The sequence below is a fragment of the Pseudarthrobacter sp. NKDBFgelt genome (assembly GCF_046097905.1).
In the GTDB taxonomy this organism is placed as follows: Bacteria; Actinomycetota; Actinomycetes; order Actinomycetales; family Micrococcaceae; genus Arthrobacter; species Arthrobacter polychromogenes.
In genome coordinates, this window is the sequence record NZ_JBJURL010000010.1 from 18,109 (window position 1) to 41,934 (window position 23,826).

Annotated in this window: 24 protein-coding genes; 7 read left to right on the forward strand and 17 right to left on the reverse strand. The window is 66.2% G+C overall.

All coding sequences use genetic code 11. The features are described 5' to 3' along the window. Positions 1-38: 38 nt before the first annotated feature. Both pheT and pheS read right to left on the reverse strand, forming a co-directional pair. On the reverse strand, positions 39-2,582 hold the full coding sequence (gene pheT, locus ACKAE7_RS04340) for a phenylalanine--tRNA ligase subunit beta (protein WP_408978599.1): 2,544 nt from the start codon (positions 2,580-2,582) through the stop codon (positions 39-41). 2 nt (positions 2,583-2,584) lie between these two features. Further along, positions 2,585-3,646: a phenylalanine--tRNA ligase subunit alpha gene (gene pheS / locus ACKAE7_RS04345; protein WP_174180341.1), complete on the reverse strand. Its 1,062-nt coding sequence runs from the start codon at positions 3,644-3,646 to the stop codon at positions 2,585-2,587. Positions 3,647-3,858: 212 nt separating this feature from the next. Here pheS and ACKAE7_RS04350 point away from each other — a divergent pair, with 212 nt between their 5' ends. From ACKAE7_RS04350 to ACKAE7_RS04360, 3 genes are all read left to right on the forward strand, one after another. Beyond that, positions 3,859-4,344: a hypothetical protein gene (locus ACKAE7_RS04350; RefSeq protein WP_174180342.1), complete on the forward strand. Its 486-nt coding sequence runs from the start codon at positions 3,859-3,861 to the stop codon at positions 4,342-4,344. Positions 4,345-4,347: 3 nt separating this feature from the next. Beyond that, the gene (locus tag ACKAE7_RS04355; RefSeq protein ID WP_174180343.1) at positions 4,348-5,040 is read left to right on the forward strand and encodes an SIMPL domain-containing protein; all 693 of its coding nucleotides are present in this window, start codon (positions 4,348-4,350) and stop codon (positions 5,038-5,040) included. Between the two features lie 63 nt (positions 5,041-5,103). Further along, positions 5,104-6,216: an Rv2578c family radical SAM protein gene (locus ACKAE7_RS04360; RefSeq protein WP_363939874.1), complete on the forward strand. Its 1,113-nt coding sequence runs from the start codon at positions 5,104-5,106 to the stop codon at positions 6,214-6,216. On the opposite strand, the gene ACKAE7_RS04365 is transcribed toward ACKAE7_RS04360, so the two are convergent. Next, positions 6,213-6,662 carry a (deoxy)nucleoside triphosphate pyrophosphohydrolase gene (locus ACKAE7_RS04365; protein ID WP_408978600.1) on the reverse strand — a complete coding sequence of 150 codons (450 nt, stop codon included), beginning with the start codon at positions 6,660-6,662 and terminating at the stop codon, positions 6,213-6,215. The two genes, ACKAE7_RS04360 and ACKAE7_RS04365, sit on opposite strands and share 4 nt — an antisense overlap. 162 nt (positions 6,663-6,824) lie before the next feature. Between ACKAE7_RS04365 and ACKAE7_RS04370 the strand changes: the two genes are divergently transcribed. Both ACKAE7_RS04370 and ACKAE7_RS04375 read left to right on the forward strand, forming a co-directional pair. Beyond that, entirely contained in the window at positions 6,825-8,033 is a 1,209-nt protein-coding gene (locus ACKAE7_RS04370) for an MFS transporter (RefSeq protein WP_188809394.1), read from the forward strand. 157 nt (positions 8,034-8,190) lie between these two features. Beyond that, positions 8,191-8,466, forward strand: a complete 276-nt coding sequence (locus ACKAE7_RS04375; RefSeq protein ID WP_188809393.1) for a GlsB/YeaQ/YmgE family stress response membrane protein — start codon at positions 8,191-8,193, stop codon at positions 8,464-8,466. Between the two features lie 122 nt (positions 8,467-8,588). Here the strand turns inward: ACKAE7_RS04375 and ACKAE7_RS04380 are convergent, their stop codons facing one another. The 4 genes from ACKAE7_RS04380 to infC all read right to left on the reverse strand — a co-directional run bounded on the left by ACKAE7_RS04380 (position 8,589) and on the right by infC (position 11,369). Next, positions 8,589-9,494 (reverse strand): RNA methyltransferase, encoded by a 906-nt coding sequence (locus ACKAE7_RS04380; protein WP_188809392.1) that lies wholly within the window; start codon positions 9,492-9,494, stop codon positions 8,589-8,591. 63 nt (positions 9,495-9,557) lie between these two features. Next, positions 9,558-9,944 carry a 50S ribosomal protein L20 gene (gene rplT / locus ACKAE7_RS04385; RefSeq protein ID WP_013600575.1) on the reverse strand — a complete coding sequence of 129 codons (387 nt, stop codon included), beginning with the start codon at positions 9,942-9,944 and terminating at the stop codon, positions 9,558-9,560. Between the two features lie 119 nt (positions 9,945-10,063). Further along, entirely contained in the window at positions 10,064-10,258 is a 195-nt protein-coding gene (gene rpmI, locus ACKAE7_RS04390; protein WP_009358635.1) for a 50S ribosomal protein L35, read from the reverse strand. A 115-nt stretch (positions 10,259-10,373) separates the two neighbouring features. Continuing rightward, positions 10,374-11,369 carry a translation initiation factor IF-3 gene (gene infC / locus ACKAE7_RS04395; protein ID WP_229666316.1) on the reverse strand — a complete coding sequence of 332 codons (996 nt, stop codon included), beginning with the start codon at positions 11,367-11,369 and terminating at the stop codon, positions 10,374-10,376. Between the two features lie 387 nt (positions 11,370-11,756). Between infC and ACKAE7_RS04400 the strand changes: the two genes are divergently transcribed. Further along, entirely contained in the window at positions 11,757-12,155 is a 399-nt protein-coding gene (locus tag ACKAE7_RS04400) for a DUF1844 domain-containing protein (RefSeq protein ID WP_104189899.1), read from the forward strand. 154 nt (positions 12,156-12,309) lie between these two features. Here the strand turns inward: ACKAE7_RS04400 and ACKAE7_RS04405 are convergent, their stop codons facing one another. From ACKAE7_RS04405 to ACKAE7_RS04440, 8 genes are all read right to left on the reverse strand, one after another. Then, on the reverse strand, positions 12,310-13,608 hold the full coding sequence (locus ACKAE7_RS04405; RefSeq protein ID WP_188809391.1) for an MFS transporter: 1,299 nt from the start codon (positions 13,606-13,608) through the stop codon (positions 12,310-12,312). A 54-nt stretch (positions 13,609-13,662) separates the two neighbouring features. After that, on the reverse strand, positions 13,663-14,544 hold the full coding sequence (locus tag ACKAE7_RS04410) for an SseB family protein (RefSeq protein WP_188809390.1): 882 nt from the start codon (positions 14,542-14,544) through the stop codon (positions 13,663-13,665). A gap of 14 nt (positions 14,545-14,558) precedes the next feature. Continuing rightward, on the reverse strand, positions 14,559-15,305 hold the full coding sequence (gene priA / locus ACKAE7_RS04415; RefSeq protein WP_188809389.1) for a bifunctional 1-(5-phosphoribosyl)-5-((5-phosphoribosylamino)methylideneamino)imidazole-4-carboxamide isomerase/phosphoribosylanthranilate isomerase PriA: 747 nt from the start codon (positions 15,303-15,305) through the stop codon (positions 14,559-14,561). A gap of 39 nt (positions 15,306-15,344) precedes the next feature. Then, positions 15,345-15,485 (reverse strand): hypothetical protein, encoded by a 141-nt coding sequence (locus tag ACKAE7_RS04420; protein ID WP_174180311.1) that lies wholly within the window; start codon positions 15,483-15,485, stop codon positions 15,345-15,347. Between the two features lie 18 nt (positions 15,486-15,503). Continuing rightward, positions 15,504-16,316 (reverse strand): imidazole glycerol phosphate synthase subunit HisH, encoded by an 813-nt coding sequence (hisH, locus tag ACKAE7_RS04425; RefSeq protein ID WP_408978601.1) that lies wholly within the window; start codon positions 16,314-16,316, stop codon positions 15,504-15,506. After that, a complete protein-coding gene (hisB, locus tag ACKAE7_RS04430; protein WP_408978602.1) occupies positions 16,313-16,939 on the reverse strand; it encodes an imidazoleglycerol-phosphate dehydratase HisB in 627 nt (208 codons plus the stop codon). The genes hisH and hisB overlap by 4 nt, the downstream gene beginning before the upstream one ends. A 60-nt stretch (positions 16,940-16,999) precedes the next feature. Further along, positions 17,000-18,118: a histidinol-phosphate transaminase gene (locus ACKAE7_RS04435; RefSeq protein WP_408978603.1), complete on the reverse strand. Its 1,119-nt coding sequence runs from the start codon at positions 18,116-18,118 to the stop codon at positions 17,000-17,002. Positions 18,119-18,191: 73 nt separating this feature from the next. Next, a complete protein-coding gene (locus ACKAE7_RS04440; protein WP_191036201.1) occupies positions 18,192-18,608 on the reverse strand; it encodes a LysM peptidoglycan-binding domain-containing protein in 417 nt (138 codons plus the stop codon). 325 nt (positions 18,609-18,933) lie between these two features. Here ACKAE7_RS04440 and lexA point away from each other — a divergent pair, with 325 nt between their 5' ends. Further along, entirely contained in the window at positions 18,934-19,668 is a 735-nt protein-coding gene (gene lexA / locus ACKAE7_RS04445; protein ID WP_188809386.1) for a transcriptional repressor LexA, read from the forward strand. Between the two features lie 149 nt (positions 19,669-19,817). Here lexA and ACKAE7_RS04450 read toward each other — a convergent pair whose 3' ends face one another. Continuing rightward, entirely contained in the window at positions 19,818-21,875 is a 2,058-nt protein-coding gene (locus tag ACKAE7_RS04450; protein WP_188809385.1) for an ATP-dependent DNA helicase, read from the reverse strand. After that, positions 21,868-23,451 carry a GTPase HflX gene (hflX, locus tag ACKAE7_RS04455; protein ID WP_188809384.1) on the reverse strand — a complete coding sequence of 528 codons (1,584 nt, stop codon included), beginning with the start codon at positions 23,449-23,451 and terminating at the stop codon, positions 21,868-21,870. Before hflX ends, ACKAE7_RS04450 begins: the two co-directional genes overlap by 8 nt. Positions 23,452-23,826: the final 375 nt, after the last annotated feature.

The window sequence follows — 23,826 nt, forward strand, 5'->3', positions numbered from 1 at the left end:
TGGCTGCGGGGACCTTCCCTGTTGATGGGTTTTTGTGGCTAGCGCTGGACGGCGCCGAAGCGCTCGGCCGCGAGTGCCACCGCGCTTTCCCGTGCGGCTGATGCCTCGTCCGCCGTGAGGGTCCGGTCGTTGGCGCGGAACCGAAGCCCGAAAGCTAGTGACTTCTTCCCTTCCTCGATGCCCTTGCCTGCATAGACATCGAAAAGCGCCACATCTTCCAGCAGTTCACCGGCACCTTCGCGCAGGGCCGCCAGGACGTCGGCGGCGGGGACTTCAGCAGGAACCACCAGCGCCACGTCCTGGGTGGCTACGGGGAACGTGGAGATGTGGCGCGCCACGATCACGTCCGGCGCGGCGTCGAACAGCGCGTCGGCGTTGAGCTCCAGTGCCACCGAGCGTGCGGGCATGTCCGATGCCGCCAGCAGCTTGGGGTGCAGCTCACCGGCGTAGCCCACCACCTCCCCGTTGCGGAGTGACAACCGTGCTGCCCGGCCGGGATGGAAGGCCTGGTGGCTGCCCTGGCTTACCAGGACCTCCACGCCCAGGACATCCCCGGCCACACGGGCAAGGTCCAGCGCGTCAGCCCAGTCCCAGGGCCGCGGCGCATGGCCGGCCGCTGCCGGGGAATCATGTCCCGTGAGCACTGCGGCGAGGTGGAACGGCTGCGCCGGGACGCCGTCGTACAGTCCGTCCAGCACCTCATCGGAAGGCTTGGCCCCTAGCGGCGGGATGGAGGCAGTGCCCACCGTGCCGCCGGGCAGGAACACCAGGCCTGATTCGAAGAGTGCCAGGTCGCGGAAACCGCGCGAATGGTTCCGCTTGGCCACCTCGATGAGCCCCGGCAGGATGGACGTGCGCAGGAAGCCCTGCTCTTCGCTGATCGGGTTCGCGAGCTTGACCGCGGTCCGGTCCGCGCCCTGTTCGGCCACGCCGAACGTGTCATTGGCCGCCTTGGACACGAAGGGGTAGGACAGGACTTCTGTGAGGCCTGCATCCGCCAGGGCCTGGATCAGGCGGCGGCGCTGCTGTTGCACCCGTGTCAGGCCGCGCCCGGGAGGCGCTACCGGAAGCGTGGCGGGAATGTTGTCGTAGCCCACCAGCCGGGCAATCTCCTCGGAGAGATCCTCCTTGGTTTCCAGATCGTTCCGCCAGCTGGGGGCCGTAACGGTCCAGCCGCCGTCGTTCTTTTCCACCGCGGCGCCAAGGTCCTCCAGGGACGTGACGATCTGCTTTTCGGTGAAGTCGATGCCAATGCGGGCGGCAGCGAAGGCCTGCGGAAGTTCGATGCTGACGGAGTCCGGGGCGGACCCCACATCGGTTCCGGCCTGGTCCGCCGTTCCACCGGCCAGCTCAACGAGCAGGTCAACCACCCGCTGGGCGGCGATGCCGGCCACGTGCCAGTCCACGCCGCGCTCAAAGCGCTTGGACGCTTCAGACGGCAGCTTGTGGCGGCGCCGGGAACGGGCAATGGACACCTCGTCGAAGTGCGCAGCTTCCACCAGGACGGTCGACGTCGAATCGCCCACCTCTGTGGCGGAGCCGCCCATCACTCCGGCGATGCCGATCGGTCCGGAGGCGTCCGTGATCAGGAGGTCCTCGGCGTCGAGGGCGCGTTCCTTGCCATCGAGGGTGGTGATCTTCTCGCCGGCCAGGGCCCGGCGCACCACGATGTCCCCGGACAGCGTGTCCTGGTCGTAGCAGTGCGTCGGCTGGCCGAGTTCCAGCATCACGTAGTTGGAAATATCCACCGGCAGGGAGATGGAACGGATGCCGGCAAGACGCAGCCGGGAAACCATCCACGGCGGCGTGGGCTTTGTGGCGTCCACGCCGCGGACGGTGCGGGCTACAAACCTGTCACATCCGGGCTTCCCGTAGATGGGGGCATCGTCATTGATCTTGACGCCGTAACCGCCGGAAAGCTCCGCAGGAGCGGTAACGCGGGACGCGGGGTCCGTGAAGGTGGTTCCCGTGGCGTGGGCGTACTCGCGGGCAACCCCGCGGATGGAGAACGCGTAGCCGCGGTCCGGCGTCACGTTGATCTCGGCAGCCTGGTCGTAGAGGCCCAGGAGCTCCATGGCGTCAGTGCCGATTTCCGGATCCAGCCCAATGCGGGACAGCACCAGGATGCCGTCGTGGTCCTCGCCGATGCCGAGTTCGCGGACGGAGGCGATCATGCCTGCGGACAGGTGCCCGTAGGTCTTCCGGGCAGAGATGTGGAAGTTGCCCGGCAGCACGGCGCCCGGCAGGGTAACCACCACCTTGTCGCCCTCAACGAAGTTGTGGGCGCCGCAGATGATGCCCTGCACGCCGGAGGGGTCAATGCCGTCACCGGTGAGGGTCTGATCCTGACCTTCAGGAACCACCCGGACCTGGCACCAGTTGATGGTTTTGCCGTTGGTCTGGGGTTCCTTGACCAGGCTCAGGACCTGGCCCACCACGATGGGCCCTTGCAGGGTGTCCGTGGGGCGGTGGACGTCCTCTTCTTCAAAACCGACCTTGACCAGCTCGGTCATGACGTCTTCTGCCGTTGCTCCGGCAGGTACCTCTGCGAATTCACGCAGCCAGGAAAGTGGGATACGCACTGTTAGATCTCCATCCCGAAGTGCTCGCTGAAACGTACATCGCCTTCGATCATGTCGCGCATGTCCCCCACTTCGTTGCGGAACATAAGGGTGCGCTCGATGCCCATGCCGAAGGCAAAACCTGAATACACGTCCGGATCGATGCCGGCTGCCCGGAGCACATTGGGGTTGACCATGCCGCATCCGCCCCACTCGATCCAGCGCGGGCCGCCCTTGGCGCCGGGGTGCCAGATGTCCAGCTCCGCTGACGGTTCCGTGAACGGGAAGTAGTTGGGACGCAGCCGGATCTGGGCTTCGTCGCCGAACATCTGCCGTGCGAAGTGCTCGAGCGTGCCGCGGAGGTCCGCCATGCTCAGGTGCTTGTCGATGGCGAGGCCTTCGAACTGGTGGAACACGGGAGTGTGGGTGGCGTCCAGCTCATCAGTGCGGAATACCTTGCCCGGGCACAGCACGTAGATAGGCAGCTCGCGTTCGAGCATGGAGCGGACCTGCACCGGCGAGGTGTGCGTGCGCATCAGCAGGTGCGCTTCGGGCGGTTCCACGAAGAAGGTGTCCTGCATTTCGCGGGCGGGGTGGTCCGGCTTGAAGTTCAGGGCGTCGAAGTTGAACCATTCCGATTCGACTTCCGGCCCCTCGGCGATTTCCCAGCCCATGCCCACAAAAATGTCCGCCACGCGGTCCTGGAGCGTGGAGAGCGGGTGCCGTGCACCGGCACGACGGCGGCGCGGCGCGGCGGTGACGTCAACGGTCTCTTCCAGGAGGATGCGTGCGTCGTTTTCCGCTTCCAGCTCTGCCGTGCGGTCGGCGAGCGCCTTGTTGACCCGTCCGCGCGATGCGCCCATCAGCTTTCCGGCGAGGGCCTTCTGGTCCTTGGGCAGCTTGCCTATCTCACGGTTGGCGAGGCTGAGCGGGGACTTCTCGCCGGTGTGGGCGAGCCGCACCGCCTTCAGCTCATCAAGGGTGCCCGCGCCGGCAATGGCGGCGATGGCCTGGTCTACAGCGGCAGTGATGGCGGCTTCATCCGTGGGGTTCGGGATGGCGGCGCCCGGCAAGGTTTCAGTCATCTACTGTTCTTAGCTACGAGTCGTGGCTGCCGGTGAACGGGGCAGCCCTGCACGGTTTCCCGGCGGCGCGTCCGTCACTGGCAGGTCATGGATGAATGTCCCCAATGCCAACTGTGCATTCCGGTTCATTCAATGACCAGGTCAGGGCACACCGGTTGAGCCGGCGGCCACTGCCCTCCAGTCTAATTGAAGGCTCCGGCTACCATAGCCTCATGACAGTGCCGCGGCGCCCGGGAGCCCAGAAGCGCCTCACGGCTGCGCAGAGACTGCGGCAGGCGGCGAACCTGGCCAACGGCAGCACTGCCCTTGGCTTGGCCGTGGCCCTTGCCGCGCGCACCCGGATCAGCAGCGGCCCCCGCGGCCTGATCCTTGCCTCCGGGTACAGGCCGCGGCTGCCTTTCGCCGGAGCTTTTACGCTGGGCAACGTGGTGCTGTGCCGGTGCACCGCCGCCGAGATGTTGTCCCGCCCGGCCCTGCTCGGCCACGAGGAAAAACACTGCACGCAGTACGCCTGGTGCCTGGGCGCCCCGTTCCTTCCCCTGTACTTCCTGGCCGCAGGCTGGTCGCTGGTGCGCTCCGGCAACCCGGGGACGCGCAACATCTTCGAGCGCCACGCCGGCCTTGAGGCCGGCGGATACCCGGCACCCGGAACCCGGCGCCGTCCCTCACGCCGCCGCCCGTCTGAAGTGGAGGTTTGAGCCATGGCCACTGCGTACGACGCCGGTAAAGCGGGTGGGAGCCCCACCGGCGGCAACGCTTCTCCCGGCACGGTCCGCGTGTCGGGAGCGGGCTCGGCGGAAGCTGCGCCGGACCTTGCGGTGGTCTCGATCGGAGTGGAGTGCCGGGCCGATTCGGTGGGGCAGGCCTACGCGCGGGCCGGAACCGGTTCAGACGCCGTGACGGCGTCCTTCCGCAGGCACGGGGTGGCCGACTCCGACATCCGCACGTCGGGCCTTAACGTCCGCGCGGAGCTCGCCTGGCGGGAAGGCGAAGGACAGCGGGTCACCGGATACGTGGCAGCCAGCACCCTCACCGTGAAGCTGCGGGACCCGGGTTCCGCTTCAGCCGCCATCTCGGAGGCAGTTGAGGCGGGCGGGAACGATGTCCGGCTGAACGGTGCGGAGCTCACTTTCAGCGATGACGCGGCTGTGCGGGTACGCGCCCGGGAGGCCGCCTGGCTGGACGCCCTCAGCACCGCCACGCAGTATGCGCAGCTTGCCTCTGCCCGGCTGGGACGGGTGCTTTCCGTATCCGAGGACGGACCGGCCCGGGGCCCGGTGCCGCTGCCACGGATGCAGCGGGCAGCGGCCGTTGATTCCCTCAGCGTGGAGGCGGGCAATTCCGTGGTGGACGTGGCAGTCACCGTGGAATGGGAGCTCCTGGCCGGCGCCTAGACGTTCCCCGCACCACACCGCCCATGCTTGACATTGGTTCGAACATAGATTCGAATGGACGGCATGAGATGGGACGCCCAAGCACTGATGCCCCGGCCAGCGGAAACGGCTGCGCAAACCCCATCCCCCGCATTGCTTCCCCTGGCCGGGCTGGTCCGCTCCATCACAACCCCCGAGTTCGCTGGCATCACCTTCCATGAGGTCACCGCCAAATCGGTGCTCAACAAGGTGCCTGCCGGTTCACGGATGCCCTTCGAATGGACCATCAACCCGTACCGGGGCTGCAGCCACGCCTGCGTGTACTGCTTTGCCCGCAAGAGCCACACCTACCTTGATTTTGACGCCGGGCTGGACTTTGACAGCCAGGTGGTGGTGAAAGTCAACGCGGCCGAAGTTCTCCGGAAGGAACTGGCCAAGCCATCGTGGACGCGTCCGCAGGTTGCCCTGGGTACCAACACGGATCCTTACCAACGGGCCGAGGGCCGCTACCAGCTCATGCCCGGCATCATCACCGCACTTGCCGAGTCCGGCACTCCCCTGTCCATCCTTACCAAGGGGACCCTGCTTGCCCGCGACATTCCCCTGCTCAAGAGCGCGGCCGCCCAGGTGCCCGTGGGCATAGGCATCTCGCTGGCCATGACGGACGAAGCCCTGTCCGAGGCCATCGAGCCTGGAACGCCCGGGCCCCGGGCGCGCCTCAAGCTCGTTTTCCGCCTCCGTGAAGCCGGTCTGCCCTGCGGTGTTATGGCCATGCCCATCCTGCCGTGGCTTTCGGACAGCGATGAGGCACTCGACGCGCTGTTCGCGTCCCTGGCGGCGGCGGGCGCAACCGGCGTCACGGCCGGGGCCCTGTACCTCAAGCCCGGGACAAGGGAGTGGTTCATGAAGTGGATTGCTGCCAACCATCCCGGGCTGGCGGGCCGCTACCGGCGGCTCTACGGGACAGGTTCGTACGCGTCCAAGGAGTACCGCTCGTGGCTCGCGGGCAAAGTCCGGTACTTCAAAGCCCGCCACGGGTTTACCAACACGTCCGGCTTCAGCCACAGGGACCTCGAGGACGATCCCCGCGGCGAGGAAGCCGAATATCCCGCCGGCATCGTCCCCCAGGCGGCAGCGCCCGGCCAGGCACTGACCGGAAAAAAGGCAGCCTCCGAGGGGCAGGCAACGCTCTTCTAGGACCGTGCGCCTGCTGCCCTGACGGCGACGGCACCGAGCAGGGCCCGGACTATCGGGAAGTCCGCGGGAATCCACGGCAGGCCCAGGACGCCGCTGTGGTCCTCCAGCGCCACCCACCGGAGTTCATCGTGGTCCTCGAGTGCTTTCGGCTCCCCGTGGGCAATTTCCGCGAACCACACCCGCATGCTGGCCCGGTGGTTCAGCGGCCAGCCGCCCGGAACCTGCGACGGGAGCTCAGCGCCGAGCCGGACCCCTATCCCCAGCTCCTCGAGCAGTTCGCGGGCCAGTGCCGCCTCCGGCTCCTCGCCGGGCTCCACTTTTCCACCGGGGAACTCCCAGAGTCCTGCCAACTGCTCCGGAGCGCTGCGCCGCGCCACCAGCAGCATGGAGGGTTCCGCCAGGCTGTCCACGACGGCTCCGCCTACCACCTGTATCTGTCCGTTCACCGCCCCATTCTATGGGGGACAATGAAAGGACCAGCTGCAAATATCCTCACGCCACGGGAATACTGATTCCCCTTGCCGGGTTGTTTGCAGGGTCCGGACTTCATCAGCCCCACTGCCGTGGCACTAGTCCACCACCACTTTCATCCTTCGAAAAGCAGGCTTATGAGCAGCGTCCTCCAAACGTCCACGGCAGCCCCCGCCCGATCCACCAACGTGGCCATGGCCATCGTCGCCCTTGCCATGGGAGGTGTTGGCATCGGGGTCACGGAGTTCACCATGATGGGCCTGCTAAGGGAAGTGGAGCAGGGCCTTGGAGTTTCCACGCCGGAAGCAGGCCACCTCATATCCGCCTACGCCCTGGGAGTCGTGGTGGGAGCCCCGCTGCTGGCCGCAGTAGGTGCCAAACTCCCCCGCAAGCACCTGGCTCTCGGACTGATGATGTTCTTCACGGTGGCCAACCTGGCGTCATTCCTGGCCCCGGATTACGGAACAATGCTGCTTTCGCGCTTCGCCGCCGGCCTGCCGCACGGCGCATTTTTCGGGGTGGCAGCAGTCATCGCCGCCTCGCTGGTGCCACCCACGCGGCGCGGCTGGGCCATTTCAATGGTGATGGCCGGCCTGAGCATTTCCAATGTGGTGGGAGTTCCGTTTGCCACCTGGATGGGACAGACCTACGGCTGGCGACTCCTCTTTATCCTGGTGGGACTGATCGGCCTGCTGACCCTTGCCCTGATATGGAAGTTCGTCCCGTTCCACAAGGCCCACCCGGATGCGAGCATCCGGCGCGAACTGGGCGCGCTCAAACGCCTGCAGGTGTGGCTGGCCATTCTGATCGGAATCGTGGGCTTTGGCGGCTTCTTTGCCACCTACACCTACATTGCCCACACCATGACCATGGTGGCGGGCATTCCGTCCTCACTGATTCCCCTGGTAGTGGCGCTGTACGGGCTGGGGATGGTGGCCGGCAACATCGTGGGCGGCCGGATTGCGGACAGGTCCGTGATGGGCACCCTCTACAAGGTGCTGCCCGGCATCGCCGTTGCCCTGGTGGTGTACGCCGTGGCCGTCCAATGGCCGTGGTCCGCATTTGTCATGGTGTTCGTGGTGGGTGCTTCCGGGTCCATGCTGATCCCCGCACTGCAAACCCGGCTCCTGGACGCGTCCCCGGATGCCCCTTCCCTCGCATCATCGCTGAACCATGCGGCGCTGAACGTCGCCAACGCCCTCGGGGCATTCCTGGGCGGACTGGTGATCGCCTTGGGCTGGGGCTACACAGCCCCCGCATTGGTAGGTGCCGTCCTCGCCCTGCTGGGGCTCGGCGTCGCGATCACCAGCGGACTGCTGGAGCGGAAGAGGCCGCTGGCCGCCTGATCCCCGGAGTGATGATTCACTCGTGTCCCGGCACCCGGCCGCCCTGCCCGCCGGCCTACCGGGTCAACTGCCTGGAGGCCTGCTGACTTCAGGGCGCCCGTATGTTAGCTTGAGCCACATCGGGACCTTAAGATCCCGGTCACTATAAGGAGGAGACATGGGTTTTCTTGCTTGGATTATTCTGGGCCTCATCGTAGGGGCCATTGTTAAGGCTGTCATGCCCGGCCGGGTTGGCGGCGGCTGGGTAACCAGCCTGGTGCTGGGCGTCGTTGGCGCCATCGTCGGCGGCTGGATCGGAAGCCTCCTGTTCAACAGGGGCGATCTTGCCTTCTTCGACCTCGGCACCTGGATTCTCGCTATCGTCGGCGGCCTGGTTGTGGCCGGCATCTACGGAGCTGTCACCGGTCGCGGCAAGGCCACCCGCGCACCCTGACCCGCTCCCAGGAACGCCATCAACAAGCAAGGGCTCCGGTGAACCGGAGCCCTTCAATGTTTAATCCCGCCTCTCTGACGCGCGCCCACCGCCTGAGGCAGAGGCAGCCGGGGCGTCCAATGCTAGGCCGTGACCGGGAGGTGCTGGGAGCGCGCGCTGGCATAGAGGCAGACCGTAGCCGCTGTCCCCAGGTTGAGGCTTTCCGCGGAGCCATACACCGGCACGGCAACCCGGTGGTCCGCCAGCGCGAGCTCCTCCGGGGACAAGCCCTGGGCCTCATTGCCGAACAGCCAGGCGGTTGGCTGCTCCAGGGCGTACTCGGATGCCGGACCTTCGCCGGTCAGCCGGCGCCGGGCGTTCTCGTCCTGCAGGGTGTCCAGGTTGAGGGTCCCATAGCCGTCCGCTGCCAGGACGCCGATCCCCCTGGCACGGCAGGCGGCCGCAAGTTCGTCAATGTCCGCGCCCAGCACCACAGGAAGGTGGAACAGCGAGCCTGCTGTGGACCTGACGGCCTTGGGGTTGTAGATGTCAACGCTGGAGGCCGTCAGTATAACGGCGTCGGCTCCGGCCGAGTCGGCCGCGCGCAGGACCGTACCGGCGTTGCCGGGGTCGCGGACCTGGCAGAGCACGGCAACCAGGCGGGGGCCGGCGTCGAGCACTTCCTGCAGCGTCACGTCAAGGAAACGGCAGACGGCGACGATCCCCTGCGGGTTGACGGTGTCCGCCATGGCAGCCAGGACCTCGTCGGTGGCAAGGCGGGCATTGACTCCCTGGGACAGTTCCTCGAATTCCGGATGCCGGTCCAGGCAGCTTTCACTGGCGAACACTTCGGTGACCACGCCTTGCTGGCCATCGGCCACCCGCTGCTGATGGAGCCGGAGCGCTTCGCGCACGGCCTGGGGTCCTTCGGCAAGGAACTGTCCGCGCTTTAAACGGGCCGGGCGCCCGGCAAGTTTTGCCACGTCCTTCACCCGATCAGCTCGGGGATTGGACAGTGGAAAATCTTGCGGGCGCCCGGTTTCGTTCATACAAGAACTTTAGTGGCTGCTGCCACCGGTTCTTGAACTGTCCCTGACGGGAACAGCCGGTTGCTAGGCAACAGCCTTCTTGGCGGAGGTGTCGGCAGGCAGGGAATCCTTGGCAACCTTGACCAGCGCTGCGAAAGCGTTGGCGTCGGAAACGGCCAGTTCGGCCAGCATGCGGCGGTCAACCTCAACCTCAGCGGCCTTCAGGCCCTGGATCAGGCGGTTGTAGGTGAGTCCGTTGGCGCGGGACGCAGCGTTGATGCGCTGGATCCACAGGCGGCGGAAGTCGCCCTTCTTCTTCTTGCGGTCGCCGTAGCTGTACACAAACGAGTGCAGCAGCTGCTCTTTGGCTTTGCGGTACAAGCGTGAACGCTGTCCACGGTAGCCCTTTGCGCGTTCAAGGATAACCCGGCGCTTCTTGTGGGCGTTGACCGCCCTCTTCACACGTGCCACGTGCGTACTCCTTCGAAAATTCTGCTCCCAAGCATCTACTGCCGGTAGTCCCGGCGGCCTGAGAAGGCTTTTTGGTAGGTGACTTACACCAGGTGGTGGTCAGTCAAAGAACTTGGAAACTAGATGCCGAGCATCTTCCGGATGACCTTGGCGTCGCCCTTGAAGACGATCTTGTCGCCGGCGAGGCGGCGGGTCAGCCTGGAGGACTTGTGCTCGAGGTAGTGGCGGCGGTTGGCCTGCTGGCGGCGCAGCTTGCCGCTGCCAGTCAGCTTGAAGCGCTTCTTGGCACCACTGTGGGTCTTCATCTTCGGCATGGGAACCGATCTCCTTACGTTCCGCAGGCTGGGCCTGCAGCTCTATCGCGCAGCTGCCCCTCAGGGCGGCGTGCTGGTTGCTGACAGCCGGAGGGCGACCTCCGGCAGCTGTGGACTAAGTGGTCTTCTTGCCGGCCGGCTTGGGCGCTGCCTTGGGGGCGGGCCGTGCGGCAGGCTTCGGTGCAGCGGGCCTGGCCACCGGCTTCGGCGGAGCAGGCACTGCTGCGGGCTTCGGCGCGGCGGCCGGAGCAGCAGCAGGCTTCGCCGCTGCGGCCTTCGGTGCCGGTGCCGCCTTGGGCTCTGCTGCCTTGGGAGCAGCAGCCGCCTTCGGAGCGGTGGCCTTGGGGGCCTCCTGTTTCGGGGCTTCGGCCTTGGGGGCTTCCTGCTTGGGTGCCTCGGCGGCTTTGGGGGCCTCCTGCTTCGGAGCAGCGGGTTCGACGACGGCGGCCGGCTCCTGCACAGGCGCTTCGGCTTCCGGCTCGGTGTTGATGGCGAACCCCTCCGGGAGCAGATCCGCGAGTGACTGGGTCAGGGGCGCCTGATCATCGCCGGAGGTGTCAACGCGGCCGGAAGCCTTGGCTTCGTTCTCCGCCTTTGCCTCGGCTCGCTGCGTAGCGCGGCGGGCTTCGGCCTTGGCCTCCGCCTTGTTCTTCAGCGGGCCAACCACCATGACCATGTTGCGGCCGTCGATGCGGGGGCTGGACTCAACAACGCCAACTTCCGCAACGTCGTCGGCGAAGCGCTGGAGCAGGCGGATGCCCATTTCCGGACGCTGCTGCTCGCGGCCACGGAACTGGATCATGGCCTTGACCTTGTCCCCGGCGCCGAGGAAGCGCAGTGCGTGCCCGCGCTTGGTCTCGTAGTCGTGGGTATCGATCTTCAGGCGGAAGCGGATTTCCTTCAGAACGGTGTTCGTCTGGTTCTTCCGTGCTTCACGTGCCTTAACCGCGGCCTCGTACTTGTACTTGCCGAAGTCCATCAGCTTGCACACCGGAGGCTTCGCCTGAGGTGCAACTTCAACGAGATCAAGGTCGGACTCGGCAGCCAGACGCAGGGCATCCTCAATACGGACGATTCCTACCTGTTCACCTGCAGGGCCGACCAGCCGCACCTCGGGGACGCGGATACGCTCATTGATTCTTGGCTCGCTAATGTTAAAGCTCCTGTTTTTGTTGTGGAATCCGGCAAATAGAGAAGGCCCCCAATTGCCGGAGCAATCGAAGGCCTCTAAAAGATCGGATGCAGGTCCCGCGAAAGGGACTGCGCACACAGTTCCGGCTCATGCCGGCGCCATGCCCAACCAGGTACCCGGCAACCTTGAGTTCCAAAAGGTTGGAACAGCGGCTGGCGCGGGTGGGAGAGAACTCCGCTTGCAAACTGCATGCCATCTTACAGAAAAAATTCCCGTCAACGCTGTGCAGCGCCGGTGGGAACCCTGATCGTTTCGAACAATCTCTGAAATAACGACATCCAGTCGGTCTGTGTCAAGCTTACCAGTATGAGCACCCCAGACAGTAATTCATACGTTTTCGAGCCTGCGGCGGATGAGGCAGGTGCCGCCGGCGACGTCTCGCAGCACATCCGCGACATTTCCGAAGTGCCGGCGATCGAGGTCATCACCACAGCCGCCGTCCACCTGATGAGTGCAGCCGCAGTGAAGCTGGGGCTCGCGGCCGAGGACAACGCGGAAGAACTGAAGGACCTGGACGAGGCCCGGAAACTGATCACCGCCCTGGCCGGCCTGGTGACCGCCGCCGCCCCGGAGATCGGTTCCCAGCATGCCGGACCCTTGCGTGACGGACTGCGGTCCCTGCAGCTGGCGTTCCGCGAAGAGTCTTTGATCCCCGATGCCCCGGGCAAGGGCCCGGGCGAGAAGTACACCGGGGCAGTGAACTAGGAAAGAACCAGCCCAATCACTTGACGACGGCGGGACGGCCTTCACGGCTCGTCCCGCCGTCGCGCTTTTAATGGAGTTTTTGTCCAGATATGCAGGCTTTAGCGCCTCGGAAGCCTGCATATCTGGACAAAAACTCCGCCTAGTGGGTTGGGAATTACTGGGCTTTGATTCTGCCCCGGCGGCGCTGCTGGAGGATAAGGCCTGCGAAGCAAAGCGCGACGCCGGCAACACCCACCGAAACGAAGCCTCCGGATGGGCCCGTGCCGTCGATGAAGACACCCGCGAGCGGTGCACCCAGAGCCACGCCGCCGGTCAGTGCCGAGCCGTACCAGCCCATGGCCTCCCCGCGGCGCTCCTCAGCCACCAGGTCCGCAACTTTTTCCGACGCGGAGGACAGCACGGGCGCGCAGAGAAGTCCTGGCAGGATCGCTGTGAACGCCAGCGCCCACGTATCATGCGCGAAACCCATCGGGATTGTCAGTGCAGCCATTCCGAGCAGCAGGAGGATGGGCGAGACCGGGCGGTGCATGGCCCCGTAGATCAGGCCTCCCACCACGGACGCGGCACACCAGAAGAGGAAGACGATGCCGATTTCCGCCTGGCGTCCCCCCGTTTCCAGGGCGGCGACAATGCCGACGTCGGTCCCGCTCAGCACCATGCCCGCCCCTGCCGCCACGGCAAAGACGGCCGCCACGGTGGCGGTGAACCAGGCGAAGTTGTGGGCTACCTTGCCGCGCAGGCCCGGCCCGCTGCGTGTTGCGCCCGCAGGTACCAGTTCAGCCGCAGCCTCCTGCAGGTGGGCAGGGGCGGCGGATACCACGGCGGCCTCGGCGGCGTGGCGCTCATCGGCGCTGCATTCCTCGTCCTGCACCGGGCTTCGGGTGGGCGGGTTGAACCACATCAGGAACAGCCCGGCCAGTGAGGTGGAAACTCCCACTATGGTGAGGCCCAGCACCGTGAAGCCGCTGGTGGCAACGATGGCGCCTGCAGCGGGACCGATCATGAACACCACCTCAGTGGTAATCGCGTCGAGGGCGAAGGCGGTACGGCGCTGGTCGCCGTCGGCCAGCACGCCCAGGGACTGGCGCACCACGCTGAAAATGGGAAGCGTGAGCAGGCCGCCCACAAACACCAACGGAAGGAGCCACTGGTAGGACACGTGCGGAACAACGGACCAGATGACCGCTTCCGAGATGACGGAGGGAATGAGTGCTGTCCGGAGGCCCACGGTGTCAACCCGCCTGCCGCGCCAAGGTGCACCCACGGCAATGCCGATGGTCATGACGGCCGCGGCAGCGCCCGCGGCGGCGTACCCCTGGTCCAGGCTCAGGACGATGTGCAGGGTCAACAGCACCCCGGCAGCGGAGTGGGGAATGCGGGCAACCATGCCCACCAGCAACAGCCGGCGGATAGGCCGGACGGCGAGCAACTCCCGGTAGAGAGCGAAATTCACGGAGTGATCCTTAGGTCTGCCGCAGTGGCTGGGGATCACCCCGCTGGCTGCCGGCTAGTGGTCTGCACGCCTCAACTTGATGTCGATCGAGTCGACGCGCTCCCCAAACAATACATTCCGGGACCATTGGGCCTGGAGTCCGGCCACCAGCTCCTGGACCCCCGCGGCATCCAGCCCGTCCTCCAGGTAAAGCACCACCTGCAGTTCCGGCCCGGCGCCGCCGCCTGCTGCCACGGTCCCGTCGGCGGCACGGGCGGCCACTCCCCTGCCTGGTACCAATTCGAGGTTCCGGACGGCGGGAAAACCGGCGGCCGCCCTGCCCATCTCGGCAGCGAGTCCCTGGTCTCTGTATGAAGGCGTCCACTGCTGCTGCTGGGCCAGAGCCCACACGGCAGGGCGCCGCACCACGAACGTGAAGGCAGAGCCCGGATCAAGAACCAGGAGCTCTGCGCCTTCGGCGACGGCAGAGAGCGCGGCGCGTGCGGCGTACACGGCAACGGGTCTGGCTCCGGGATGCCAGGCGGACAGGGCCGCTGTGGAGGTGAAGGCGGGCATTGCTGTCCTCCCGTCAGCGGCTTTGAGCGTTACCAGTGCCATGTCGGCCTGCTTGTCGGCCTGCAGGCCGTTCTGGCCTTCCGCTTCCTCCGCGAGCTGGGCCACGATCGGGATGAACACCCGTGCGGTGGCCAGCGAGGCGACGACGGCCGCCTCGTCCCCGGTTCCGTCCCGGAGTGCCGCTATGGCGGCAAGGTAGTCAGCGCTGGCCGTCCCGTCGTCGTTCTCGAAGTTGTGGATCCTGGCGTCGTCGCCGGCCAGGCTCCGGCCCGCCCAGGGCTGCCCTGCGGAGTCCGTGGAGCCGCCGGCACCTGCCAGCGCCGCAGCGATATGCCCCGGCAACTGGCGGGGTGACGGAGTGCCTGATTCGTTGCTGGCCATGCCGGCGTGCGCCCTTAGCGGCGGCCGGCAACGTCGAGGGCTTCGGGCAGCGTAAAGGCGCCGGCGTAGAGGGCCTTGCCCACGATCGCCCCTTCAACGCCCAGCGGCACAAGCGAACGCAGGACCTTGAGGTCGTCGAGGCTGGAGATGCCTCCGGAGGCGACAACGGGCTTGCCCGTTTTCTCCACCATCTGGCGGAGGAGTTCCACGTTGGGCCCCTGCAGCGTGCCGTCCTTTGTTACGTCCGTGACCACGTAGCGGCTGCAGCCGGCTTCCTCGAGGCGGCCCAGGACCTCCCAGAGGTCTCCGCCTTCCTTCGTCCAGCCGCGGCCGGCCAGCGTGGTTCCGCGGACGTCGAGTCCGACGGCGATTTTGTCACCAAAGCGCTCGATGGCACGGCGGGTCCATTCGGGGTTTTCCAGCGCGGCGGTTCCCAGGTTCACGCGGGCAACGCCCAGATCCAGCGCCGCTTCGAGGGTCGCATCGTCACGAAGCCCGCCGGACAGTTCCACCTTGATGTCCAGCCGGCCCACAACTTCGCGGAGCAGCTCCGCGTTTGAGCCCCGCCCGAAGGCTGCATCCAGGTCCACGAGGTGAACCCATTCAGCTCCCTGCTCCTGCCAGTTGAGTGCCGCTTCGAGCGGGGTCCCGTAGCTGGTCTCACTGCCCGCTTCGCCCTGCACCAGCCGGACGGCCTGGCCGTTGACGACGTCGACGGCGGGCAGCAGTTCGAGAACGGGAAGGTCAGTTGAAGTGGTCATGGTGAATCCTCAGGGTGGGGGCAGGATGGCCTGCCGCGGTCAGTTGCCCGGCAGCGTCAGCAGGTAGGCGGCGAGCAGCGACATGCCCGCAAGAACATAAAACGAAATCTGGGTCCAGAGCGGCTTGTGCTGCTGCCTGAAAGACAGTGCACCGCCGACGAGCACGCCGGCAAGCCCCATCAGGAGAACGGACCACATCTAGGCGGAGCCCTCTTCCGAAACCGGCGCCCCGCCGCGGGCCGAAGTATTGTTGGCCTGCGTGCTGTCCGACTGGCTGCTGTCGGACTGGCCGCCGGCAGCGGGCCTGCGGAGGGCTTCCACCCAGTTGTGGAGCAGGCGCGCGCCCGCATCACCGGATTTCTCCGGGTGGAACTGCGTGGCGCAGAGCGGGCCGTTCTCGACGGCGGCAATGAACGGAGCGCCGTGCTCGGACCAGGTGACCAGGGGCGCTGCCATCCGTGGCTGGATGACATCGAAGGTCCATTCCTGGACCCCATAGGAGTGCACAAAGTAGAACCGCTCGTTTTCGACGCCGGCAAACAGCTTCGACCCTTCGGGCACCTTGACGGTGTTCCAGCCCATGTGTGGCACCACGTCGGCCGGCAGGAGTTCCACCTTGCCGGGCCATTCACCCATGCCTTCAGCTTCGGTGCCATGCTCCACTCCAGCCTCAAAGAGGACCTGGAGGCCTACGCAGATGCCCAGGACCGGCCGCCCGCCGGCCACCCGCCTGCCAATGAGGCGGATGCCGTCCACGGCTTTGAGCTCGCGCATCACGGTTTCGAAGGCTCCGACTCCGGGGACCACAAGGCCGTCGGCGTTCAGGACGTCCTCCGGCTTTGAGCTCAGGATGACTTCTGCACCGGCCCGTTCCAGCGCCCGCACAGCGGAGCGGACGTTCCCGGAGCCGTAATCCAGGACCGTGACGGTGGGCTTGCCCTCGGGCGAGGGCAGTTTCCGGGAGGCCGAGGGATCGACGATGGCACCGTCCCGCAGGACCTGGCCGCTCACAGCGCACCCTTGGTGGAGGGGATCCCCTCAACACGGGGATCCGGTTCCACAGCAGCACGGAGCGCCCGCGCGAACGCCTTGAACTGGGCCTCGACGATGTGGTGCGGATCGCGGCCTGCGATGACGTTCATGTGGAGGCAGATGCCCGCGTGCAGCGTGATGGCCTCGAACACGTGGCGGGTGAGGGACCCGGTGAAGTGGCCGCCGATCAGGTGGTATTCCTGGCCTGCGGGCTCGCCGCCATGCACCAGGTAGGGACGCCCGGAAACATCGACGACGGCGTGGGCCAGGGCCTCGTCAAGGGGGACGGTAGCCTCGCCAAACCGGCGGATGCCGGCCTTGTTCCCGAGTGCGGTGCGCAGCACCTCTCCGAAGGTGATGGCGACGTCCTCCACCGTGTGGTGGACGTCGATGTGGATGTCGCCCGTGGCTTTGACGGTCATGTCGATCAGCGAGTGCTTGCACAGCGCCGTGAGCATGTGGTCGTAGAACGGTACCGACGTGTCGATGTCCGAGATGCCGGTGCCGTCCAGGTTGATTTCCACGAGCACGGACGACTCACTGGTGGCACGTTCCATGCGCGCAGTGCGGGCCGCAGCCACGTTCGATCCGGTGGTACTCATGCGTTGGGTCCTTTTGGGCAGAAGGGGTGGTTCAGGGCGTCCAGCGCCGCTGCTTCCAGTCTAGGCGGGAAGCGTGGCCTGGCTTGCAAGGATGCTTTCCAGGGATGTGAGGAAGGTTGTGGTTTCGGTCTCAGTTCCGGCCGTGACGCGAAGATGGCCCGGAATCCCCACGTCCCGGATCAGTACGCCCGCATCCAGCAGTTGCTGCCAGACCCGGTGCGGGTTCTCCAGTCCGCCGAAAAAGACGTAGTTGGAGTCGGACGCCGCAGGTTTGAGGCCCATGCGCGTCAGCTCCGACACGATGCGGTCCCGCTGCCTCTTGATGTCTTCCACATCCGCCATCAGCGCCTCACGGTGCTGGAGGGCAGCCAGTGCGGTGGCCTGCGTGATGGCGGAGAGGTGGTACGGCAGCCGGACCAGGCGCAGCGCATCGGCAACTTCGGGTGCTGCAGCCATGTAGCCCAGGCGGGCTCCTGCCAGCGCGAAGGCCTTGCTCATGGTCCTGGACACGATCAGCCGCTCCCGGCCGGGCAGCAACGTCAGTGCACTGGGCGTCCCGTCGTGTGCGAACTCGTGGTAGGCCTCATCCACAATGACGATGGTCTGGGTTGCTTCACCGGCCTCATAGACGGCCTCCACGACGTCCAGCCCCAGTCCCGTCCCCGTGGGGTTGTTGGGTGAGCAGAGGAACACGATGTTGGGCTGCAGTTCCTTGACCTGCCGCGCCGCGGATTCGGCGCTGAGGCCGTAGCCCTCGGCGCGCTCACCGACGATGTATTCGGTGTCCGTTCCGCTGGCCAGCAGCGGGTACATGGAGTACGTGGGCGGAAAGCCGAGCGCTGTGCGTCCGGGGCCGCCGAAGGCCTGGAGGATCTGCTGGAGCACCTCGTTGGAGCCGTTGGCGGCCCAGAGGTTGGTCTCGTCCAATCCGTGGCCCAGGTATTCCGCCAGCGCTTTCCGCAGTTCCGTGAACTCCCGGTCCGGGTAGCGGTTCAGTCCTGCGGCGGCCTCGGACACCGCCGCGCTGATGGCAGCCCGCACGTCCGCCGGAACACCATGTGTATTCTCGTTGACGTTGAGGAGGATGGGGACGTCCAGCTGTGGCGCACCATAAGGGGTAAGCCCGCGGAGGTTGCTGCGGAGGGGAAGCCGGTTCAGGCGTTCTAGCTGGTCATTCACCTGAACAGTTTAGTGCCCGTGCCGGGTGCCGGAAAATGTGACGGCATCCTGTTCGCCCTCGGCATGTGCCAAATCAAGCGGCGGGTACGAACAGCTGCTGCCCCGGGAAGACCGTGCCTGCGGACAGGTTGTTCAGCTGCACGATATCCGCCACAACATCACGTGCATCGCGCTCCGGCGCCACGGTGGCCGCGATGCCCCACAGCGACTGGCCGGGCTGGACCGTCACGCTGACCGCGGACGTCGTTTCTAGGTCCGCAGCAGAGTCGGAGGCTTTCGCCGGGGAGTTGAAGAAGCCGGCCAGGGAGAGCAGCAGGGCGGCCAGCAGCACCAGGGGAATCCCGATCAGCACGATGCGGCCGCGGCGGGTCAGCCGCAGGGGCGGAAGGGCTGCCGGCCGTTCCGGCTGCCGCCCTTCAGGCCGGGACAGAAGTTGCTGCACTGAGTGCAGCTGTGGACGTGAACCCCGCGAAACAGATGTAGCTGACATGAACTGAGCCCTCCTGGACCATACTGTGCTGCCCGGATGTTCTGCTCCGCGCCCCGGCAGGGGCGTTCCGGCGCCATCTTCGAATGGCCCGTGTTCGCAGTAGAACATATGTTCGAACTTTGCTTCTTCAGTTTTAGCACCTATCAACGAACATTGTCGAGACTCGCTAGAACAAATGTTTGAAAAAGCAGTGTGGCTGGCCTAGTTTTGAACAAAAGAACAACCACCCGGACAGTCGATCAGCAGGGTCTGACATTATGGGGCGGGATCCTCCAGGGCCTGGCCGTGGAAGGGGCCCCGCGGACACCGAAAGGCATTGGCGAATATGGCAGCAGCAGCCGCCGGGGGCAGGGCAACCGCGCAACCGAAGAGGACCGCCAAGGGCCTGACGCCACGGCAAAAAAAGATCCTCGAAACCATCCAGCGCTCCGTCAATGAGAACGGTTACCCCCCGTCCATGCGGGAGATCGGTGACACTGTGGGACTGGCCAGCCTTTCAAGCGTCACGCACCAGTTGGCCCAGCTGGAGAAACTCGGCTACCTCCGCCGTGACCCTAAGCGTCCGCGCGCCATGGAAGTCCTCATGCCCCTGACCCTGGACGGCGGCGCGGCCAAGCCGGCCAGCCAGCCATCAGCAGGAATCTCCGCAGGCGGGGCCACCGTCACGGAGTTGCCCACGGCCCTGGACACCGCGATGGTCCCACTCGTGGGCCGCATCGCCGCTGGTGGCCCCATTCTTGCCGACCAGCAGGTGGAGGACGTTATGCCGCTCCCCCGGCAGCTGGTGGGCCAGGGCGAACTGTTTATGCTCAGGGTGGCCGGGGATTCCATGGTGGATGCAGCCATTTGTGATGGCGACTGGGTGGTGGTCCGCCGCCAGGCGGACGCAGCCAACGGCGACATCGTCGCTGCCCTCCTCGACGACGAGGCCACCGTGAAAACGTTCCGGCAGCGCGACGGCCACACCTGGCTGCTCCCCCAGAACACCCAGTACGAGCCCATCCTCGGGGACCACGCCACCATCATGGGCAAGGTCGTGTCAGTCCTCCGCTCGCTGTAACCGCCCGCTACTGGCCCAGGCAGAACCAGCCCACAGCCCCATTAGCCCAGGGCACATCCGGCCCTGCGCAGTGCGCTGGCCGGATCCCCCTTGGGCAAGCCGGCCCTGCACAGGGCCGGCTTCCTGGAGGCCCAGCCCTGCCCAGGGCGTCAGGTGTTTTCCCCGGCCAGCCTCTCCAGTGCCGCGATTGCCGTCTTCCGGTCCGTTGTAGACCAAAACGGCGGCAGCGCTCCCCGAAGGAACCCGGCGTAGCGCTCCGTGGCGAGCCTGGAGTCAAGGACCGCCACCACTCCCTTGTCCCCGGTGGAGCGGATCAGCCGGCCTGCGCCCTGCGCGAGCCGGATGGCGGCATGGGTGGCCGACACCGACATAAAGCCGTTTCCGCCGGCCTGCGCCACGGCACGGGAGCGCGCCGTCATCAGGGGATCGTCCGGCCGCGGAAAAGGAATCCGGTCTATCACCACAAGCCGGCACGAACCGCCCGGGACATCCACGCCCTGCCACAGGGACATGGTTCCGAACAGGCAGGTGTCGGGCTCGTCCGCAAACTGCTTCACCAGTGCCGTCATGGTGGAGTCGCCCTGGCACAGGACCGTCATGTCCAGCTTTGGGCGCAGGGCCTCGGCGGCCTCCTCCGCGGCACGCCGGGAAGAAAACAGGCACAGTGCGCCGCCGCCGGAAGCACGGATCAGCGCCTCGAGTTCGTCCAGCGCTTCCGGGGATGAGCCCCTGCCGGGCTTCGGCAGGTGCCCTGCCACATAGAGGATGCCCTGTTTGGGGTAGTCGAACGGCGAGCCCACGTCCACGCCCTTCCATTGGGGAGCACCCTCACCCACGAGGCCCAGTCCGCCGGCGGCAGGTTCAAATGCTGAACCGATGGCCAGTGTGGCGGAGGTCAGCACAACAGTGTGTCCGGCGAACAGGCCTTCCCGCAGCCGCCCGGCCACGGAGAGGGGCGCAATGTTGATCAACGCCGGCGCTGTCTCATCAGGCGGGGAGAACCCTTGCGCGGGATCAAAGGAGCTGGCGCGGGAAAACCACACTACTTCGCGGTTCTCCCGGGCAGCGAGGAGCCGTTCGCAAAGTTCCAGGATGAGCATCAGGCGGGACCGCGCAAGCTGCCTGCCGCCGTCGGGCGCTGTAGTACTGTCCCCCTTCGAATCCGAGAGGGCGGCCCGGCAGGCGTCGCGCAACTGGTCCACACAGTCCAGCTGTTCGTCATTCAGTCCGTTGGGCAGCAGCCCGTTCGGCACGCCGGCGAGGGCAAGCTCCAGGTTGGCGGCCGCGGCGTTGAGCGCGTCAACGGTGATGGCGGTGTGCTTGCGGGCGCCGGAGGCAGCGGCGTGCACCATGGCCACCGACAGCTGGCCGGACACCGCACCGGTAACCCTGTCCTGGAGTTCGTGCGCCTCATCCACCACCACCACGTCATACTCGGGCAGGACCGCCAGCCCCTCAAAGGCGCTGACTGCAAGCATGGCGTGGTTCGTGACCACAACATCGGCCTCAGCAGCGTCCTGGCGGGCGAGTTCACTGAAGCACTCTGCTGCCATGGGGCACTTTTGGGCGCCCAGGCACTCCATGGACGTCACGGACACCTGGCGCCAGGCACGGTCCGTGACGCCCGGCAGGAGCTCATCCCGGTCCCCCGTGGCGGTCTTCTCCGCCCACTCCCGCAGCCGCACCACTTCCTTGCCGAGCTGGGACGAAGGGCCGCCAACGGCTGCGGCAAAGTGCGGGACGCTGGTGTCCTCGCCCAGGCTGAACAGCTGGCCTTCCGCCGGTTCCTCGCTCGGGAAGCCGCCTTCCAGCTTGTGCCGGCAGACGTAGTTGGACCGCCCCTTGACCAGGGCCACCTTGACGGGCCTGTCCAGCGCGGGAGTGATGGCCTTGAGCAGCCGGGGCAGGTCCCTGCCCACGATCTGCGTCTGGAGCGCAAGCGTGGCCGTGGAGACCAGGGCGGGCTTGTTGCTTTCCAGGGCGTGCGCGATGAGGGGTATTAGGTAGGCCAGCGACTTTCCGGTGCCTGTGCCTGCTTGGACCAGGAGGTGGTCCCCCGTTTCCAGGGCACGGGCCACCTGCCTGGCCATCTCATGCTGGCCGGCACGGCTTTGCCCGCCCATGCCGGCAACGGCCCGGTCGAGCAGTTCGATCACGAACTGCTCGCCAGCCGTCTCCGTGGCTTCCTTGGCCACGAGGTCAGTCATTGCTGACGAAGGGTTCCAGTTCGGCCGCAAAGCCTTCACGGACCATCACCACGGCCCGCGTGCCTTGCTCCACGTGGTCCACGCTGATGATCTCGGCGTCGGACTCGTGGAGTTTACTGACCAGGTCTCCGCGGTCGTAGGGGATGAGCAGTTCCAGCTTGACGCTTGGCCTGGGAATGGCGTCGCTGATGGCCTTCAGCAGTTCCGCGATGCCCTGCCCCGTGCGGGCGGACACCACCACATGCCGCGGTTCGCGCTGCCGGAGCCGTTCCACCACGAAGGGATCAGCGGCGTCGGCTTTGTTGAGCACGATGATTTCGGGCACCTTGCGGGCATCCACTTCGCTGAAGACCTTGCGGACCGCAGCAATCTGGCCCTCAGGGTCCGGGTGCGAAACGTCCACCACGTGGAGGATCAGGTCGGCGTCGGCAACTTCCTCCAGCGTGGAGCGGAACGCCTCCACCAGCTGCGTCGGCAGGGAGCGGACAAAGCCAACGGTGTCCGCGAGCGTGTAACCCAGCCCGTCCGCGGTTTCCGCCTTGCGGACAGTCGGGTCCAGGGTGGCGAACAAGGCGTTCTCCACCAGGACGCCGGCGTCGGTCAGGCGGTTGAGCAGGGAGGACTTGCCCGCGTTGGTGTACCCGGCGATCGCTACGGACGGCACGGAATTACGACGGCGGTTGGCCCGCTTGGTCTCGCGGGCCGGCTTCATCGCGGCGATCTCCCGCCGCAGCTTGGCCATGCGGGTGCGGATGCGACGGCGGTCCAGCTCGATTTTCGTTTCACCGGGACCGCGCGAACCCATGCCGGCTGCGGCGCCGCCCACCTGGCCGCCGGCCTGGCGGGACATCGAATCGCCCCAGCCACGGAGGCGCGGCAGGAGGTACTCAAGCTGCGCCAGCTCCACCTGGGCCTTGCCTTCGCGGCTCTTGGCGTGCTGGGCGAAAATATCCAGGATCAGGGCTGTCCGGTCGATGACCTTGACCTTGACGATGTCCTCCAGGCCTCGGCGCTGGGAGGGTGCAAGCTCGGCATCCACCACCACGGTGTCCGCGCCGGTGGACATCACGATGTCCCGAAGCTCAAGCGCCTTGCCCGAGCCAAGGAATGTTCCGGGGTCCGGCTTGTCCCGGCGCTGGACCAGTCCGTCAAGGACCTCGGAGCCGGCTGTTTCCGCAAGGGCAGCGAGCTCCCGGAGCGAGTTCTCGGCGTCGGCCAGCGTGCCTTCGGACCAGAGCCCTGCCAGGACCACCCGTTCAAGGCGCAACTGGCGGTACTCGACCTCGGTGACGTCTTCCAGTTCGGTGGACAGTCCTGCGGTACGGCGCAGGGCGCGCCGTTCCTCAAGGTCCTGCTGGTCGCCGTCGTACGTTGAATGTTCTTCGTCCAGGCGGGAAATTGCCTGGGCCTTGCCGAACACTGCCTTTCCGTCGCCGCCCTTCCCATCGCCGCTTTGCGTGTTGGGGTTCCTGGCAGGTACGTCCTTGGAGAGAATCCGGTCGATGACAGCCTGGATTTCCTCGGGACTCATGTCCTGGGCGGCTGGATCTGATCCGGTGTTGGGCTGGCTGGTCATGGTCTCCTTTGAAGATTCGGCAGTTCCAGAATAGTGCCGATTGCTGGTGGTGGGGGAAGTATTCGCGCTGGGCTGACGGCCTGCGGTCATCCAAGCCTCCTGGCTTGCTGGGCCGGCGCCGCTGATGGCGGCGCCGGCAGACGTGCCACGTACACTTACGCGGCGGAAAAAGGCAGCCGGAAAACGGCGATAAGTTCAGCAGGAGGCTGACTTTCGAGTGTGGTCCGGCGACCGGAACAAAGGGATATCCGCTTGGCCCGGTGCACGCAGCGGAAGGGTCGGAGGACCTGCGTCGCTGGGTGGGACATGCTGCCGCTGGAGGACAGGCTTCGGGACGGGCGTGGCCCGTGCCGGTTACTCGAAGATCAGGAACAT

Bases quoted from the DNA above. Each gene is read 5' to 3' on its own strand.
- pheS (WP_174180341.1), bottom strand. From the start codon at position 3,646: ATGACTGAAACCTTGCCGGGCGCCGCCATCCCGAACCCCACGGATGAA.
- ACKAE7_RS04350 (WP_174180342.1), top strand. From the start codon at position 3,859: ATGACAGTGCCGCGGCGCCCGGGAGCCCAGAAGCGCCTCACGGCTGCG.
- ACKAE7_RS04355 (WP_174180343.1), top strand. From the start codon at position 4,348: ATGGCCACTGCGTACGACGCCGGTAAAGCGGGTGGGAGCCCCACCGGC.
- ACKAE7_RS04360 (WP_363939874.1), top strand. From the start codon at position 5,104: ATGAGATGGGACGCCCAAGCACTGATGCCCCGGCCAGCGGAAACGGCT.
- ACKAE7_RS04370 (WP_188809394.1), top strand. From the start codon at position 6,825: ATGAGCAGCGTCCTCCAAACGTCCACGGCAGCCCCCGCCCGATCCACC.
- ACKAE7_RS04375 (WP_188809393.1), top strand. From the start codon at position 8,191: ATGGGTTTTCTTGCTTGGATTATTCTGGGCCTCATCGTAGGGGCCATT.
- ACKAE7_RS04380 (WP_188809392.1), bottom strand. From the start codon at position 9,494: ATGAACGAAACCGGGCGCCCGCAAGATTTTCCACTGTCCAATCCCCGA.
- rpmI (WP_009358635.1), bottom strand. From the start codon at position 10,258: ATGCCGAAGATGAAGACCCACAGTGGTGCCAAGAAGCGCTTCAAGCTG.
- ACKAE7_RS04400 (WP_104189899.1), top strand. From the start codon at position 11,757: ATGAGCACCCCAGACAGTAATTCATACGTTTTCGAGCCTGCGGCGGAT.
- ACKAE7_RS04410 (WP_188809390.1), bottom strand. From the start codon at position 14,544: ATGGCCAGCAACGAATCAGGCACTCCGTCACCCCGCCAGTTGCCGGGG.
- priA (WP_188809389.1), bottom strand. From the start codon at position 15,305: ATGACCACTTCAACTGACCTTCCCGTTCTCGAACTGCTGCCCGCCGTC.
- ACKAE7_RS04420 (WP_174180311.1), bottom strand. From the start codon at position 15,485: ATGGGGCTTGCCGGCGTGCTCGTCGGCGGTGCACTGTCTTTCAGGCAG.
- hisB (WP_408978602.1), bottom strand. From the start codon at position 16,939: ATGAGTACCACCGGATCGAACGTGGCTGCGGCCCGCACTGCGCGCATG.
- ACKAE7_RS04440 (WP_191036201.1), bottom strand. From the start codon at position 18,608: ATGTCAGCTACATCTGTTTCGCGGGGTTCACGTCCACAGCTGCACTCA.
- lexA (WP_188809386.1), top strand. From the start codon at position 18,934: ATGGCAGCAGCAGCCGCCGGGGGCAGGGCAACCGCGCAACCGAAGAGG.
- ACKAE7_RS04450 (WP_188809385.1), bottom strand. From the start codon at position 21,875: ATGACTGACCTCGTGGCCAAGGAAGCCACGGAGACGGCTGGCGAGCAG.
- hflX (WP_188809384.1), bottom strand. From the start codon at position 23,451: ATGACCAGCCAGCCCAACACCGGATCAGATCCAGCCGCCCAGGACATG.